Below are 15,889 nucleotides of genomic sequence, written 5' to 3' on the forward strand. Positions count from 1 at the left end.
GGTAATTATGCAAAAACATCCCATGACAGTTCAAGGAGCCGAGGCTCTTCAAAAGGAATTACATCGTCTTAAATTTGTTGAACGACCACGAATTGTAGATGCAATTGCTACTGCGCGCGCGCATGGCGACTTAAAAGAAAATGCTGAGTATCATGCTGCCAGAGAGCAGCAAAGTTTTAATGAAGGCCGGGTTCTAGAGTTAGAAGCAAAACTTGCTAATGCCCAGATAGTTGATATTACAAAAATTCCTAATAATGGCCGAGTCGTTTTTGGCGCCACTGTACGGGTTTGTCATATTCAAAATGATACAGAAATGACTTTTCAGATTGTTGGAGAGGATGAAGCAGACATTAAATTAAATAAAATTTCCTATAGCTCACCGATTGCCAGAGCGCTTATTGCTAAGCAGGAAGGCGATACGGTTACCGTCCAAACGCCTGGCGGCATCGTAGAATATGAAATTATTGAGGTGGAATATATTTAATTTAGTTTTGCTGAGATTAAATAACGTTTCTATAATTAAATTTCTTATATTAATGAAGCGTGCTTGTGAAGAGAGAGTATTAGACACTTCTGAATATGCTAATAATGAACCACTTTCTTCTGCTAAATAATCTTAAGTTGCAATGATAAAATTTTTCTATACAGCCTGGCTTAAGCTGTTCCCTTTAAATAGGTATATAATTATTAAAGAAGTTATAGAGGAGAAAAGCCATGCCAAGTAATACATTAAAGCGATTTGACGAGCTATATTTTGCTACCTTAAGTCCTAGCAGGAATAGAAGTAATACAGATTATAATAATGTAAATACCTTTGAGGAGGATAAGTTAACTGAGTTTGTTAAGGAAAATTTTGACGAATTGCAGCAAGAGCTAAGAGCTTTAGAGAAAGAGGAAAAATCTGAAAATGCAGATTGGAATACCGTTACTGCTGAAGAAAAACTTCAGGTTATTAATGATATAATGGCAACTATACGTCATAACCAACCACGGATGTAATTAAGACACTTAAGCGAACAAAATACACGTATTAATATATAGCCAAAGCTATATGCATTATGTATAGAGTAAGTTCAGCATTATATACTTTTAGCTAAGGCAAATAATAAAAAGGATTAGGCAGTTTAAATGCTTTCTTAGCAAAACCACCTAATAAATCACTGTATTGGTCACCAATGGTTGCCACAACAGTATAGCCTTTTTTCGTGATAAGCCTTCTCATCTTTGTCTTGAATTTAACAATAGAAGGTAAATTATAGTTATCGGGTTTGCAGTAAAGACCGGCCCAATTTTTATAGCCTGCAATTAACAGATTTTTCTGAGTCGCGTTACACTCAGATTCACTTCTACCGGTTATAAAAAAAACTTTTACGCCATGCTTTATGGCATCTTGATAAAGAGAGAGCATAGGTTTAATAGGTACAGAATCTGCAGCAAGAATTTCTCTATGAATAATTTCACGAGTACCCATAAAATTACGATGTACAAGTTTATCATAGTTACTTAAGCTAGTCTCATCAATATCTAAGACAAGCGCAAGTTCTCTTTTGGTTTGACGCTGCTTATTTAATTTTATTTGGTTAAGAATATATCGATGCGCTTTTTCAATAATGGCAGTCAGCTCTCTTTGATAGGCTCCCGAATCATGATAGGCCTCAATTTCTTTTTTTACCAGACTAATATTGGGCGGTTCTGCAACAACATTAAAAGAAAGAAGAGCTGAAAGGGCAAAAAAAAGTCTGAAATAGCGCATGATGAAATCCCAAGTTTTTTAGGCATTATATTCCGTTAAAATTGATTGTCAATTGCTCATTCTGCTCACATTGGCTGCATTTTATTCGTATTGGTGTAAATTAAAGGTGCAGTGTTTATATTTTAAGCTATTAAAATAAAAATTTTTACCCTACTATATTCTTTTTTTCTATAGGAGAAACTGTGATTATTTTCTTTATTGCTGGGCCTTCAGGCGGTGGCAAATCAACTTTGGCAGAGAAACTTAAATTGGAATTTAACTGCTTAAATCTTAAGGCAAATATATTGAAAATGGATAATTATTACAAAATGAATGATCCATCTAATCAACGCCAAAATTTTGATACGCCAGATGCAATAGATATTGATCTTTTAGTTGATCATTTAAGGCAATTACAGGCAGGTCAGTCTATAGAAAGTCCGTTATACAGCTTTGCAATAAAAAATAGACTCACCGAAACATCCCGAATAGAGCCTACTGATATTTTAATTGTTGAAGGTATTTTTGCTTTAATGATTACAGATCTATTAGAGACACCGGATAAACTAGGTATCTATATTCAGCCTGATTTCTATTTAGCTAATGTAGAAAGACGGGCTAGCCGTGATATTACTGAAAGGTATACCTCTGTTGAAGAAACTAGGCGGCGCGAGTTAAAGTCAAATGTAAGAGATGGTTTTTTCAGTTATATAGCACGCACAAAGGGCCAAGCTGATATTGATATTTCTAACAACGGTGAAAAAGACATCTCTCAAGGCGTTGAACAAATTATTGCTCTTTATAAGGGGAAATTTCAAAATACTGAGCTTAATCAAACAATGATGCATTTGAGTTAACAAGGGGCTTTAGTTTAAATTTGAATGTCTCCTTTATGTATTACTTATTGTCTTAGATTTATTAACTGCCATCGTTAATTTTAAATGATGGCATTAATTTCTTAGAGTATACCTCCTAAATGCATCTTTACTTGACTAACAGTTAGAATTGGCAAGCTAGAAGGAAGGTTTAATTTGTAGCCTATTTTAGTAGCATCTTACAAATTATAAAATAGTTGTGTACGCAAAGTATTCTTACTGTAAAAAATAGTTTACAATATCGCTGTTTTTACTGTAAATAGAACTAATTTAGTACTATATTAATAGTAATTAAGCGCATTAAGTGCTGGGGCGATTTCCTATTACTTAATATCAAATTTACAGTAGATTTATCGTTTTGTTTTTAATTAAGGACCGATTCGGTGCTAGATTATTTAGGGTGGTAGTGATATGCTGCGTATCAGCAAATTGGCCGATTATGGAACAGTAATCATGGTGTATTTAGCAAGGCATCCTAATACACTTTGCAATGCGCGGGATATTGCTTTCCATACTCATCTCTCAGTACCGACAGTAAGCAAATTATTGAAGCGATTAACTGCAGCAAAATTGCTAACGTCTGTACGAGGGGTATCTGGTGGTTATCGTCTACAAAGAGCAGCAACCGATATTTCTGTTGCCGAGATAATTTATGCATTAGAAGAGCAGGAAAGGGGTTTAACAGAGTGTAGTATTCATCCTAATGAATGTTCTTTACAAGGTGTGTGTCATGTTCAAGGAAACTGGCAATTAATAAGCCGAGCAATCAACACCGCGTTAGATAGTGTAAGTTTAGAAATGCTAGCTAAACCTTCTTTACAGCCCATTGAAATCGATAGAATTAGGCAGCTGGCAAGTGGAGTACATCGTGGCTAAAAGTAATGAGCAAATAAATACCCTTCTTGAAAGGGATTATCAGCATGGCTTTGTAACAGATATTGAAACTGAGACATTTGCGCCAGGGTTAAATGAAGACGTAGTTCGTCGTTTATCAGCAATTAAGGGCGAACCTCCGTTTATTTTAGAATGGCGCCTTAAAGCCTTAGAGTATTGGAAAACAATGCCTGAGCCTAAATGGGCAAGTGTACATTATCCACCTATTGACTATCAGGCTCTTTCTTATTATTCAGCCCCTAAACAAGCCAAAGACGCGCCTAAAAGCTTAGATGAAGTTGATCCTGAATTATTACGGACTTATGAGAAATTAGGTATTCCTTTAAGAGAGCAGGAGTTGTTAGCGGGTGTGGCTGTTGATGCCGTATTTGACAGTGTTTCAGTCGCGACAACGTTTAAAGCAAAATTAGCGGAAGTTGGGGTTATTTTTTGCTCTTTTTCTGAAGCAGTTCATAAGTATCCCGATTTAATACGTCAATATCTAGGTTCTGTGGTGCCTTATCGTGATAACTTTTATGCCGCGCTAAATTCAGCGGTATTTAGCGATGGTTCATTTGTTTATGTTCCTAAAGGCGTGCGTTGCCCTATGGAATTATCCACTTATTTTCGTATTAACTCTGCATCAACAGGCCAGTTTGAACGAACTTTAATTATTGCTGATTGCGACAGTTACGTTTCATATTTAGAAGGTTGTACAGCGCCTATGCGTGATGAAAATCAATTGCACGCTGCGGTAGTCGAATTAGTTGCCTTGGAAGGCGCTCAAATTAAGTATTCTACCGTACAAAATTGGTACCCGGGTGACAAAGAGGGAAGGGGCGGAATTTATAATTTTGTAACGAAGCGCGGTGCTTGTCGAGGTAAGCGCTCTAAGATTTCCTGGACGCAAATTGAAACGGGCTCAGCCATTACCTGGAAATATCCAAGTGTCATTTTACAAGGCGATGATTCAGTTGGTGAGTTTTACTCCGTTGCTCTAACTAATAATTTTCAACAAGCCGACACCGGTACTAAGATGATTCACTTAGGTAAAAATACGCGTTCAACGATTATATCTAAAGGCATTAGTGCAGGGCGCTCACATAACGCTTATCGCGGTTTAGTTCGAATCGCACCAACAGCAACCAATGCTCGTAATTTTACTCAGTGTGACTCATTGCTCATGGGTGATGAATGCGCAGCACTCACATTCCCCTATATTGAAGTTAAAAATGCAACAGCGCAGCTTGAGCATGAAGCAACAACCTCAAAAATTAGTGAAGAGCAATTATTTTATTGCCAACAACGTGGGATAGATACTGAAGACGCTGTATCCATGATTGTAAATGGGTTTTGTAAGCAAGTTTTAAAAGAACTTCCTATGGAATTTGCCGTAGAAGCGACAAAATTATTAGGTATTAGTTTGGAAGGGGCAGTAGGTTAAGTATGTTAAAAATCAAACAATTAAATGTAGCTATTAATGGACAACCTATCTTAAAAGGCATTGATCTGAACGTAAATGCAGGCGAAGTACATGCTATTATGGGCCCTAACGGTTCCGGAAAGAGTACTTTGTCTAAAGTGTTGGCAGGCCATCCTGCTTATACCGTAACAAGTGGCGAGATTAATTATTTAGGGCAGGATTTATTGCCGCTTTCTGCCGAAGAACGTGCGCGAGCAGGGATTTTTATGTCCTTTCAGTATCCGCTAGAAATTCCTGGGGTAACCAATATTAATTTTCTTAAAGCATCGGTTAATGCTGTGCGCAAAGGGCAAGGGAAGAATCCTTTAGATGCAATCGAGTTTTTAAGCTTTATTCGTAAGCTATGTCAGTTATTAGATATGGATGAAAGTTTCTTATATCGCAGTATAAATGAAGGCTTTTCTGGAGGAGAAAAAAAGCGCAATGAAATTTTACAACTCCTTGCACTTGAGCCTCAATTAGCAATCTTAGACGAAACTGATTCAGGCTTAGATATTGATGCTTTAAGAATCATTTCACAAGGCGTTAATGCAATGCGCTCTCCTGAAAGAGCGATTGTTTTAGTAACACACTACCAGCGGTTATTAGATTATATTGAACCTGATTTTATTCATGTTTTAGCCAATGGTCGTATTATTAAATCAGGTGATAAGTCATTAGCATTAGAATTAGAAAAGAAAGGCTATAGTTGGCTTGAGGAGAAAGAGCAGGCATGAGTGAGATTCTTGAATTTTACCAAGAGCAAGCAAAAGCAAGCAGTTTACCTGAGCCTTGGTTAGCATCCATACAAAGGGACGCTTTAGATGATTTTAGCCATTATGGTTTTCCCAGCCGAAAACATGAGGAGTGGAAATACACCTCATTAGATCCTTTTTTGCAGCAGCGATTTTATAGTCCTCTAAAGTTAGGTTCTATAAGTCAAGATAGGATGCTAGATTTGTTGCCGGCAGGTCACCAATTGGTAATCTGTGATGGGCAGATAACTAGTAATCTTCATATGCTTGCCGAGCAATTGCCAAAGGATATGTTGGTACTTTCTTTATTAGAGGCAGTTAATAAGCATGCAGATAAGGTAAAGCCTTATCTGGCTCAATTATTAAAACATGAGCATGGTTTTCATGCATTAAACACAGCGATTCTGCAAACAGGGATGTTTATTTACTTACCGCAAGGTGTCTGTTTAACAGAACCTTTAATATTAGCTCATTGGCAAAATAATCAAGAGCAGGCTGTCTATCCACGTCACTTAATTATTGCTGAATCAGAAAGCGAGGCTACTATTGTAGAAACCTTTAATGGTCAGGAAAATCTAAATTATCTAACTAATGTTGTAACAGAAATTGCTTTAGCTAAAAATGCTAAATTGGTACATTATAAAGTTCAAAATGAAAGCAAAGCAGCATTTCATATTGGCCATTTAGCGGTAAAGCAGGCCACGCAAAGCCAGTTTGAAAGTCATTCTATTAGTGTAGGTGGTCGTTTAGTTCGCAGTGATATTGCAATATCATTAGAAGGAGAACAAGCCCAGTGTTTAATGAATGGACTTTATATGCCTTGTGATAATCAACATATTGATCATCATACAACAGTTCATCATCAAGTGCCTACTTGTCAGAGCACCCAAGATTATAAAGGCGTGTTAGCGGGCCGTGCACGGGCTGTTTTTAATGGTAAAGTGATTGTTGCAAAGTATGCTCAACATTCTGAAGCCCGCCAGCAAAATAAAAATCTATTGTTATCGGCACAAGCAGAGGTAGATACGAAGCCTCAATTAGAAATTTTTGCTAATGATGTTGTTTGTTCACATGGCGCTACTGTAGGGCAGTTAGACGAAGATGCATTGTTTTATATGGCTAGTCGTGGTATTTCGCGTGAAGAGGCGAATCGTTACCTAATACAAGCCTTTGTTACTGAAAATTTAAACCGGATACCGCATTCTGAAATAAGAGAGTGGATAGCCAATCTAATTAACGCACAGCTGGAGTGAAGTATGAGTTCAGCCATTTTAAACACTAGCTTCGATGTTAATGCTATTCGCAAAGATTTTCCAATTTTGCAGCAGAAAATTAATAATTATCCGTTAATTTATTTTGATAATGCTGCAACAACACAAAAGCCAAAAGCGGTTATTGAGGCAATAAGCAATTATTATTCTCATGATAATGCGAATGTTCATCGTGGCGTACATGCGTTAAGTGCACGAGCGACACTCCAATTTGAACGGGTTAGAAATAAAGTACAGAGATTCATTAATGCTCAATCTGTTAATGAATGTGTATTCGTACGTGGTACTACAGAGGCAATTAACCTAGTTGCACAAAGTTTTGTTGCACCACGCATTAAGCCGGATGAGGAAATCCTTATAACCCATATGGAACATCATTCTAATATTGTACCTTGGCAGATGGTTTGTAAAAAAACAGGCGCAAAATTACAAGTTGCCCCAATTTCTTATTCTGGCGAAGTCTTACTCGATGAATTTGAAAAAAAATTAAACGAAAATACGAAATTTGTAGCCATTACCTATGCTTCAAATGCCTTAGGTACGGTAAATCCTATCAAGAAAATGATTGAAATGGCGCATGCTTATGGCGCTATGGTCTTAGTAGATGGCGCTCAGGCAACTGCGCATTATCCCATTGATGTACAAGATTTGGGTTGTGATTTTTATGCCTTTTCTAGCCATAAAATGTATGGACCCACGGGCATTGGTATTTTATGGGGTAGAACACATTTATTAGAAGATATGGCACCTTATCAAGGTGGTGGCGAGATGATTAATTTCGTTACTTTTGATGCAACTGAATATGCGCCTATTCCTTACAAATTTGAAGCAGGTACGCCTAATATTGCTGGGGTTATGGGGCTAGGGGCGACCTTAGATTATTTGGCAACGCTAGACATGGAAGCGGTCTCCGCTTACGAAGACTATCTCTTACAATATGCAACAGACGCGCTACTTGCTGTCAAAGGTTACAATATTATCGGTACAGCTAAACAAAAAGTCCCTATTATTTCGTTTGTACATGGGAAAATACATGCGCATGATATTGGTACTGTTTTAGACAATGAAGGTATTGCGATTCGCGGCGGCCATCATTGCGCAATGCCAGTGATGGATTTTTTTGATGTGGCAGCAACAACCCGGATTTCATTAGCATTTTATAATACGACAGCCGAAATTGATTATTGTATGAAGGTCTTGCAAAAAGTAAAAGAGGTGTTTGCATGAGCATGGAATTACGTGAGTTATATCAGGAAATTATCATTGATCATAATCGTAATCCGCGTAACCATTACAAAATGGAAGAAGCGACTGCTCAAGCGAATGGTTATAATCCTTTGTGTGGCGATAAATTAACAGTTTATTTGCAGGTAAAGGATAATATTGTTGAGAATGTAAGTTTTGTTGGCTGTGGTTGCGCTATTTCACAGGCTTCTGCTTCTTTAATGACAGAAGCTTTGAAAGGAAAACCCATTGAAGAAGCAAAACATATCTTTGAAGGATTTCACCACATGTTAACAAGTGATGAAGAAAGTCACTGGGTAACAAGTGATAAGTTATCCGTGTTAGCCGGCGTTAAAGCATTTCCAGCCCGAGTTAAGTGTGCAACACTCGCCTGGCATACCTTTAATGCAGCCATAAATAATAACCAAGATCCAGTGAGTACGGAGTAGTGTTATGTTTGGCTTGAAAAAGAAACTCAGTGAAGACGCGTTAAAAGAACAGGTGATAGCTGCCTTAAAGACCGTCTATGACCCAGAAATACCGGTTAATATTTACGATTTAGGTTTAATTTACGATATTAAGGTCGATGAAAAGCACCATGTTCATATTCAAATGACGCTAACTAGCCCGGGTTGTCCAGTTGCTCAAACCTTTCCAGCAACAGTAGAGCAAGCTGTCAATCAAGTTGAAGGGGTTAATGATTGCACAGTAGAGTTAGTTTGGGAACCTATTTGGACGCAAGATCGCATGTCAGAAGTCGCAAAGCTTGAATTAGGAATTTTCTATTGATGTCCTGGCAGCCTTCCGCAACAATTACGACATTACGTCAACGTGCCGAGCTTATTGCTCAAATTCGGGATTTTTTTAGTAGACGTGGTTACCTTGAAGTTGATACACCTTCTATGGCACGTTTTGGTATCACCGATGTTTATTTAAATAATATTAAAGCAACCTTTCGTGGAAAAACTTATTATTTACAAACTTCCCCCGAGTACCACATGAAAAGATTACTGGCAGCCGATAGTGGCCCTATTTTTCAGTTAGCACGTGTTTTTCGTGATGATGAATTAGGACGCTGGCATAATCCAGAATTTACCATGCTTGAATGGTATCAATTAAATATTGACCATCATGGTTTGATGGCAGAGGTAGATGAGTTACTACAATTAATTTTATCTTGTTCCTCGCTAATTAAGAAAACCTACCAACAAACCTTCCTAGAGATTTGTGACTTAGATCCTTTAACTGCCTCAGTTACCAATTTAAAATCATCTCTTAAAAATTATGATTTAGATAACGTTTTAGCGAGTGATGAAAAGGATAAGGATCAGTATTTATTTTTATTAATGAGTCATGTCATAGAGCCTGCTCTTGCTCATTCAGATACTCCTGTGGCCATTTATGATTTTCCTCCGTCACAAGCTGCACTAGCACAGGTGCATAATGGCGTTGCTGAGCGTTTTGAAATTTACTTTAAGGGAATTGAGCTTGCTAATGGTTTTCATGAGTTAACTGACGCTGAAATGCAAAAAGAGCGCTTTGAATCAGATATCGCGCTTAGAAAAGCTAAATCTCTAGAAAGGGCAGCAATGGATGAATACCTGCTAAGTGCATTGGAAGTCGGTTTACCTCCATGTAGTGGTGTTGCTTTAGGTATTGATAGGCTAGTTGCCTTAGCTTTAGGTCATACAACTATAAGCTCTGTTTTAACCTTTGATTTTGCCCGCGCTTAATAATCCTAAAAATTCTCTAAGATTTTTCTTTTAATTTTTTGCAATAGTTTTTACCTTAAATGGATTCCTTAATAATTACTTAATTTAAAAATAGTACAATATTTGGACTATAAATACATTATTTTAACTATATGAAACAGTTGTTTTTTAGTGCAAATAGTATTTCTTCTGAAGGCAAAGAAGCATCATTTTTAGAGGAAATCCGAAGAATTAATGAAGCGCTACTTCAATACAATAGAAATTTATACACACAACTTCGGAAAAGTAAAATTAAAGAGGAAATATTCGAGATTATTTGTGCAATGTATTGTAATTTGTCTCAGTTACCTGAAGTGAGAAAGGTACCGGATAATAAGATATTTGAAGAAGTAAAGGCTGCAGTTTTGCAAGGCCTAAGAGAAGATGTAGCCCGTTATACTCAATATAAGATTTATCTAGAGCGTAACCAAATTGACGAACTCTATTTAAGTATGCGACTTACAGCACAGTTTATTCGGACGCAAAGTCAGAGTTCAAACACTAACACTGTGGAATATCTATTTTCTTTTTTCTATACAGGAAAGGAATTAAAGAAAAAAGTTAGACAAGCTTGCAACGGAAAACATATATCACCTGTGATGGCTGAATATCTTGAGCTTCAGAAAACGATTAAGTTGTTAGAGCCTCTTGTTAGTTCTGCCTGTCTTAAGTTTGAGGAAGAAGTTAAGTGCGTTGATGCTCAAATTGTTGAAAATGGTCGTATACGAGAAGCAGGAAGGATAGATACCGGAAATATAAAACTTGAGAAGAGTAAAACTTATAAAAGAGCAAGGAAATATTTAGAGGAGAATCCTCATCCTAGTAACCCTATTTATATTCAACTTAAGTCATTAATAGAGAAATATAAAGAGTGTTTAACAAGCAAAGAGAGCCAACAAGGCAATCCCTCTAAGGACCTTCATGATAACTATATAGCGCTATTTAACAGAATAAAACCTAAATATGCATTGGAAGCTGAAATAGATAGTTTATTAAAGATGGCAGTTGAAGAGAAAACCATAGCTGTACAGGTTGCTGAAGATAAATCACATTTAAGACACAGTAAACAAGCTGAGCATGGTTTAATACATCAGCACTCAGAGTTAACAATAGGACAAACCCAGAGCACTACAAGTACAGCTACTTTAGAAGATAAAACGTCAGGTACGAATCTTACTGTTGTTAGTGAGTTTGCTTCAGGTGAAGTGATGGAAGTAAGAGAACAAAAAGAAGAAGCTTCTATGGCTGAAAATGCAGATGCAGGTATAGAAGATAAGTCACCAGAGGAGGAAGAGGAAGAAGTAGTTGAAGAGCGAATTGAAGAGCTGGGATTAGCTAAAAGTGAGCAAACAGGAGATAATTTAATAGGTAAAGATAAGTTTTATACAAGTTATAGTAAGCAAACCCAGAAGCACAATACTACAAAAAAAGTACTTCCTGAAACTAAATATAATGTACTTAACCTTAAAGAGGAACATCAAGAAACGCTTAAAAAAGTATTTGATCTCCTAGAATATAAAACAATGAGCTTAAGAGAGCTAGTAAGTCTTGCCTTTGCATTAGGAGGAAAATTAACATCGACTGGCGCTAATCGGTGTAGATTAGAAATAGAGAATATATATGCTCATTTACTAGTAGACCGAGAATCAATTGAAGTAGCTTCAGCTAATTTAGCTTCAACAGCTACAGTAACATGGCATGGTGGTGGACATCGTAGTACTCGTAGTCAAAATAGTGCTAAAGGCGTACCTAATTATCTGATTGAGCAGTTTAGGTCAGCCTTTGAACGAGCAGGTTATACTCCAAAGAACTTAGGACTTAATGTTACTACTTCTCCTAATAGGAATTGTAAGTAACGAAGCGTAAGTAAGCTAGATTCATGTAAGTAAGTGTACTTGGGTTACTTACAACCTGGTTATTAGTTTTATTAATTACCTTATTGAGAATTGCAGCTAGACCGCTTATAGTGACTAGGCTAAAAATAATTTAGCAGGTTATTTAATAAGTTACTTTTTCAGGGATCTTCATGTTGAAGCAATTAAAGTCATCTACTCAAGCCAATACGCCAAAACAATTGAATCAGAAAAAAGCTCTATTTATTTTTACCCTCAGTCTTTTATTAATCGGTTTAATTTACTTTTTCTACTGGTTGCTTTATGGACGGTACCTTCAAGTTACTGATAATGCTTATGTCGCGGGCAATATAATTCCTATTTCTACCCAAGTGACAGGCAATGTTACTAAGCTAAACGCAGATGATACCCAATTTGTTTCTGAAGGCCAAAGCTTAGTTGAATTAGATCCAACGGATAGTTTAGTCAATTTAGAGCAAGCGAAAGCTAACTTAGCGCTCGCTTTAAGGCAAACACAACAATATTTTATTAACAACAGTAAATTACAAGCGCTTATTCAATCAAGGCAATCGGATTTACAAAAAGCTAAAATTGATTTACAGCGGCGGCAAAGAGCAATTCGCAGAGGGGCAATTTCACAAGAAGAATTAACACATGCCCAAGATAATTACAATGTAGCCAATGCAGCACTTTTACAATCACAAGCCCAGTGGGAAGCTAATACTGCGCTTACACACCGAACCAACATAATCAATCATCCTCATGTTAAACAGGCTATGGCAACGCTAAGACAAGCCTATCTTAATTTTATTCGCAATACGATTCGCGCGCCTTTATCTGGCTATGTGGCTAGACGGGCTGTACAAATAGGACAGCGTATTACGCCCGGCCAAGTATTATTAGCCATTGTTCCCTTAAATCAAATCTGGGTTGATGCTAATTTTAAAGAAAAGCAATTGAGTAAAATACAAGTTGGACAACCTGTAGTATTAACTGCCGATGTCTATGGATCAAAGGTAAAATATCATGGCTATATTAGCGGTTTTTCAGCAGGTACCGGTAGTGCTTTTGCTTTACTGCCGCCGCAAAATGCCACTGGCAATTGGATTAAAGTGGTACAACGTTTACCTGTTCGCATCCTTGTTGACGAAAAAGAATTAAAGGCACATCCATTGCGTATTGGTTTATCGATGAAAGTAACGGTGGATACACATCGACAACACAAAAAGCAAATAGCTCTAATTCAGCAGCCTTATCAAACAACTATTTTTAATAATTTAACGGCACAAGCAGACCATATTATTAATAATATCGTACAAGAAAATGTTCTTAAATCAGGCGATTTAAAAGTTGCAGCTAAAGAGCCGTTTATTAACATTCAAGCTAAAAATAACCATGCAAATTTCTAGTACAGCTAGTTATCCACCGTTAGAAGGTGGCAAGTTAATTATAGCAACGATTGCTGTCGCTTTAGCTACTTTTATGATTGTACTTGATTCTTCAATTGCAAATGTAGCAATTCCAACTATTGCAGGCTCCTTAGGTGTTTCAGTCGATGAAGGGACATGGGTTATCACACTTTTCGCCGCAGCAAATGCTGTTTCAATACCCTTAACTGGCTGGCTTACACAACGACTAGGACAGGTTAAATTATTCATTATAGCCATCTCACTCTTTGTTTTTGCCTCATTTTGCTGTGGTATTGCAACCAATCTTACTACGTTATTAGCTGCCCGTATCTTACAAGGTTTGGCGGCAGGCCCTCTTATTCCACTTTCGCAAGCAATTCTCTTAAGTTCTTATCCTAAAGAAAAAAGCTCGATTGCTTTAGCACTATGGGGCATGACTGCTACAGTAGGGCCGATTGTGGGGCCTGCACTAGGGGGATGGATAACAGATAGTTACAGTTGGTCATGGATTTTTTATATTAATTTACCCATTGGGTTTTTCGCCGGTATCGTGACTTGGATAATTTATCGCCAGCGCGAAACACCCACATTACAATTGCCAGTTGATAAAGTAGGGCTATTTTTACTTTTCCTTTGGGTCGGTGCTTTTCAAATTATGCTAGATAAAGGTAAGGATTTAGATTGGTTTAACTCAACAATCATTATTATTTTAGCAATAGTCGCTTTTATTAGCTTTTGTTATTTTCTAATTTGGGAATTAACAGTTAAAAATCCAGTTGTTGATTTGCGTCTTTTTAAAGGTCGCAATTTTGCTGGAGGAACTATTGCGATTTCAGTGGCTTATGGCGTATTTTTCGGTACCTTTGTTTTATTACCTCAATGGATTCAGCAAGACTTAGGCTACCCGTCTTTACATGCAGGGCTAGTAATGGCGCCTTTAGGTATCTTTGCTGTTATTTTATCGCCTATTCTGGGTAAAATTTTACCAAAAACAGATGCCCGCATTATTGTGACACTAGCCTTTATCCTTTTTGGTATGGTTTTTTATATGCGTTCTTTTTATATAGCAACGATTGATATTACCCATCTGGTGTGGCCTACTCTTTTGCAGGGCATTCCCATGGTTATGTTTTTTATTCCTTTAACGACCATTATACTATCAGGCCTTAGCCCTGAAAAAGTACCAGCTGCCGCAGGATTATCTAATTTTGTGCGTATTTTTGCTGGCGCAATTGGTACCTCCATTACCAATACATTATGGAGCCAACGCGCCATAATGTATCATGCAGAGCTAACGGAACAGGCTACGCCTTATACATTTAACTTTACCGATTTCTTAGCAAACTTACGAGATATCGCTGGCCTTAGTCAGGATCAACAGTATGCTGTCTTTAACTATATGGTAAATATTCAATCTAATATACTTGGACTTAATGATATATTTAGGGTATCCGCCTTCATCTTTATTGCTCTAATCCCTTTAATCTGGCTTACTAAACCTAAAAAAGCTAAGTTAACTGATTTAAGCGCTGCTGCTCACTAATATAGCTTTTATTCAAACACCGGAAGCCCAGTATTTAGCACATTAACAAAAAGTTGTAATTAAAAAGTTACAGACAGATTTATATAAAATCAGCAGAAGTTATAAAGGCCTAAATTCTAAATTATCTGTTTCTTGTTCTAATAATATTTTTACTTTTTCACTTAAATGTTTTGCTTTTTCTAAAACTCGTTGATGATTTAAATGTGCTTCCCAGGTATAGGGATTTAAAGGTACTACTTCATTAATATTTTTATATTTAGTAAACACATTGCTGGTGACTTCAGCAAGTTCTATTTCTCTGATTTTTTTAACTGCTCTAGGTAATGTTTGGAGTAGGTAGCTTTGTCTTATAGGTGTATCATTTAATGTCTTAGTTTCTAAATTAATTTGATGCAGAGGTAACCAATGCACCACTTCCAAATCACTACCTGCCTGTACTACAGGAGGCTTGTCTAAGCGCCCAAGGTAAAATAAATAATGAGTTACTTTAGTATGTAGCCGTTCTTCATTGGTAATGCCAAAGTCATCTGAAGTATAAAGCTCGTAGGGTTTATAGTTTTCTAGATTTAGCCCCGTTTCTTCTTTGGTTTCACGTAAAGCAGTGTCAAGAGCATTATAGTCATTAGTGTAATTAATTCCCGACTGAGCCAAAAAAGACTTCATTAAAAGAGGATTAATTTTTTTACCCAGTTTCTTAGACTGCTGATTAAGAAAACCTTCAACTGATAAGTCTTTTAATTGTTTAAGGGTATAATCTGAAGTTGATGAATTAATAGGCTCTTGTGAATTAGAAGGAGTAATGGCATTGAAATTACCAATTATTGCTTCTTCATCCTTATCTCTTTCATCTTCACTACGTTTATCAAATTGCAACTCGCTTCCTTCTGGCCCTTGGCCACGCGTATAACCTCCAATCTGTTCATACTGAGGCTTATTTCTCTTTTTTGCGTGTAAGATATGAATAACGCCTGTTTTATCATCTATATAAGAGATAGTACATGAAACGCCAGTACCTTGTTTGGTATACGGGTGGATATCATAAAACTTTCTTTTCTCACCATCTGGGTTATGAATTCGTTTACCAAACATTGTTATGCCGAGTTTATCTAGCTCCCTGCATATTTCGGCTTCTTTTGTTTTT

General features: G+C 36.9%; 16 protein-coding genes. 14 read left to right on the forward strand and 2 right to left on the reverse strand.

Translation table 11 applies throughout. The annotated features are described in order from the left end of the window. The first annotated feature begins 7 nt into the window (after positions 1-7). Both greA and ACQUW5_RS13585 read left to right on the forward strand, forming a co-directional pair. Positions 8-484 (forward strand): transcription elongation factor GreA, encoded by a 477-nt coding sequence (gene greA / locus ACQUW5_RS13580; RefSeq protein ID WP_444991809.1) that lies wholly within the window; start codon positions 8-10, stop codon positions 482-484. Positions 485-714: 230 nt separating this feature from the next. Continuing rightward, positions 715-999, forward strand: a complete 285-nt coding sequence (locus ACQUW5_RS13585; protein ID WP_444991810.1) for a hypothetical protein — start codon at positions 715-717, stop codon at positions 997-999. 94 nt (positions 1,000-1,093) lie between these two features. On the opposite strand, the gene ACQUW5_RS13590 is transcribed toward ACQUW5_RS13585, so the two are convergent. Continuing rightward, a complete protein-coding gene (locus ACQUW5_RS13590; protein ID WP_444991811.1) occupies positions 1,094-1,753 on the reverse strand; it encodes an HAD family acid phosphatase in 660 nt (219 codons plus the stop codon). 182 nt (positions 1,754-1,935) lie between these two features. Between ACQUW5_RS13590 and ACQUW5_RS13595 the strand changes: the two genes are divergently transcribed. The 12 genes from ACQUW5_RS13595 to ACQUW5_RS13650 all read left to right on the forward strand — a co-directional run bounded on the left by ACQUW5_RS13595 (position 1,936) and on the right by ACQUW5_RS13650 (position 14,748). Next, positions 1,936-2,589, forward strand: a complete 654-nt coding sequence (locus ACQUW5_RS13595) for a uridine kinase family protein (protein ID WP_444991812.1) — start codon at positions 1,936-1,938, stop codon at positions 2,587-2,589. Positions 2,590-3,018: 429 nt separating this feature from the next. Next, entirely contained in the window at positions 3,019-3,483 is a 465-nt protein-coding gene (locus ACQUW5_RS13600; RefSeq protein WP_444991813.1) for an SUF system Fe-S cluster assembly regulator, read from the forward strand. After that, the gene (gene sufB, locus ACQUW5_RS13605) at positions 3,476-4,924 is read left to right on the forward strand and encodes a Fe-S cluster assembly protein SufB (RefSeq protein ID WP_444991814.1); all 1,449 of its coding nucleotides are present in this window, start codon (positions 3,476-3,478) and stop codon (positions 4,922-4,924) included. The genes ACQUW5_RS13600 and sufB overlap by 8 nt, the downstream gene beginning before the upstream one ends. A 2-nt stretch (positions 4,925-4,926) precedes the next feature. Continuing rightward, positions 4,927-5,679 (forward strand): Fe-S cluster assembly ATPase SufC, encoded by a 753-nt coding sequence (gene sufC / locus ACQUW5_RS13610; protein ID WP_444991815.1) that lies wholly within the window; start codon positions 4,927-4,929, stop codon positions 5,677-5,679. Then, positions 5,676-6,950 carry a Fe-S cluster assembly protein SufD gene (gene sufD, locus ACQUW5_RS13615; protein WP_444991816.1) on the forward strand — a complete coding sequence of 425 codons (1,275 nt, stop codon included), beginning with the start codon at positions 5,676-5,678 and terminating at the stop codon, positions 6,948-6,950. The genes sufC and sufD overlap by 4 nt, the downstream gene beginning before the upstream one ends. A gap of 3 nt (positions 6,951-6,953) precedes the next feature. Beyond that, positions 6,954-8,195: a SufS family cysteine desulfurase gene (locus ACQUW5_RS13620; RefSeq protein WP_444991817.1), complete on the forward strand. Its 1,242-nt coding sequence runs from the start codon at positions 6,954-6,956 to the stop codon at positions 8,193-8,195. After that, positions 8,192-8,641 (forward strand): Fe-S cluster assembly sulfur transfer protein SufU, encoded by a 450-nt coding sequence (gene sufU / locus ACQUW5_RS13625; RefSeq protein ID WP_444991818.1) that lies wholly within the window; start codon positions 8,192-8,194, stop codon positions 8,639-8,641. The genes ACQUW5_RS13620 and sufU overlap by 4 nt, the downstream gene beginning before the upstream one ends. A gap of 4 nt (positions 8,642-8,645) precedes the next feature. Then, positions 8,646-8,981 carry an SUF system Fe-S cluster assembly protein gene (locus tag ACQUW5_RS13630; RefSeq protein WP_444991819.1) on the forward strand — a complete coding sequence of 112 codons (336 nt, stop codon included), beginning with the start codon at positions 8,646-8,648 and terminating at the stop codon, positions 8,979-8,981. Further along, entirely contained in the window at positions 8,981-9,925 is a 945-nt protein-coding gene (epmA, locus tag ACQUW5_RS13635) for an elongation factor P--(R)-beta-lysine ligase (RefSeq protein ID WP_444991820.1), read from the forward strand. The genes ACQUW5_RS13630 and epmA overlap by 1 nt, the downstream gene beginning before the upstream one ends. 131 nt (positions 9,926-10,056) lie before the next feature. Then, complete coding sequence (locus ACQUW5_RS13640) at positions 10,057-11,799, forward strand: hypothetical protein (protein WP_444991821.1); 1,743 nt, start codon at positions 10,057-10,059, stop codon at positions 11,797-11,799. A 170-nt stretch (positions 11,800-11,969) separates the two neighbouring features. Further along, the gene (locus tag ACQUW5_RS13645; RefSeq protein ID WP_444991822.1) at positions 11,970-13,205 is read left to right on the forward strand and encodes an HlyD family secretion protein; all 1,236 of its coding nucleotides are present in this window, start codon (positions 11,970-11,972) and stop codon (positions 13,203-13,205) included. Beyond that, positions 13,192-14,748: a DHA2 family efflux MFS transporter permease subunit gene (locus ACQUW5_RS13650; RefSeq protein WP_444991823.1), complete on the forward strand. Its 1,557-nt coding sequence runs from the start codon at positions 13,192-13,194 to the stop codon at positions 14,746-14,748. Before ACQUW5_RS13645 ends, ACQUW5_RS13650 begins: the two co-directional genes overlap by 14 nt. A 99-nt stretch (positions 14,749-14,847) precedes the next feature. On the opposite strand, the gene ACQUW5_RS13655 is transcribed toward ACQUW5_RS13650, so the two are convergent. Further along, entirely contained in the window at positions 14,848-15,837 is a 990-nt protein-coding gene (locus tag ACQUW5_RS13655; protein ID WP_444991824.1) for an NUDIX hydrolase, read from the reverse strand. Positions 15,838-15,889 lie beyond the last annotated feature (52 nt).

This window comes from Legionella pelazae (assembly GCF_052527395.1).

What these genes read in the sequence shown, in the direction of transcription:
- ACQUW5_RS13655 (WP_444991824.1), bottom strand. Translation starts at nt 15,837, where the DNA reads ATGTTTGGTAAACGAATTCATAACCCAGATGGTGAGAAAAGAAAGTTT.
- ACQUW5_RS13620 (WP_444991817.1), top strand. Translation starts at nt 6,954, where the DNA reads ATGAGTTCAGCCATTTTAAACACTAGCTTCGATGTTAATGCTATTCGC.
- ACQUW5_RS13650 (WP_444991823.1), top strand. Translation starts at nt 13,192, where the DNA reads ATGCAAATTTCTAGTACAGCTAGTTATCCACCGTTAGAAGGTGGCAAG.
- ACQUW5_RS13640 (WP_444991821.1), top strand. Translation starts at nt 10,057, where the DNA reads ATGAAACAGTTGTTTTTTAGTGCAAATAGTATTTCTTCTGAAGGCAAA.
- ACQUW5_RS13590 (WP_444991811.1), bottom strand. Translation starts at nt 1,753, where the DNA reads ATGCGCTATTTCAGACTTTTTTTTGCCCTTTCAGCTCTTCTTTCTTTT.
- ACQUW5_RS13585 (WP_444991810.1), top strand. Translation starts at nt 715, where the DNA reads ATGCCAAGTAATACATTAAAGCGATTTGACGAGCTATATTTTGCTACC.
- sufD (WP_444991816.1), top strand. Translation starts at nt 5,676, where the DNA reads ATGAGTGAGATTCTTGAATTTTACCAAGAGCAAGCAAAAGCAAGCAGT.
- sufC (WP_444991815.1), top strand. Translation starts at nt 4,927, where the DNA reads ATGTTAAAAATCAAACAATTAAATGTAGCTATTAATGGACAACCTATC.
- epmA (WP_444991820.1), top strand. Translation starts at nt 8,981, where the DNA reads ATGTCCTGGCAGCCTTCCGCAACAATTACGACATTACGTCAACGTGCC.
- ACQUW5_RS13630 (WP_444991819.1), top strand. Translation starts at nt 8,646, where the DNA reads ATGTTTGGCTTGAAAAAGAAACTCAGTGAAGACGCGTTAAAAGAACAG.
- ACQUW5_RS13645 (WP_444991822.1), top strand. Translation starts at nt 11,970, where the DNA reads ATGTTGAAGCAATTAAAGTCATCTACTCAAGCCAATACGCCAAAACAA.
- sufU (WP_444991818.1), top strand. Translation starts at nt 8,192, where the DNA reads ATGAGCATGGAATTACGTGAGTTATATCAGGAAATTATCATTGATCAT.
- greA (WP_444991809.1), top strand. Translation starts at nt 8, where the DNA reads ATGCAAAAACATCCCATGACAGTTCAAGGAGCCGAGGCTCTTCAAAAG.
- ACQUW5_RS13600 (WP_444991813.1), top strand. Translation starts at nt 3,019, where the DNA reads ATGCTGCGTATCAGCAAATTGGCCGATTATGGAACAGTAATCATGGTG.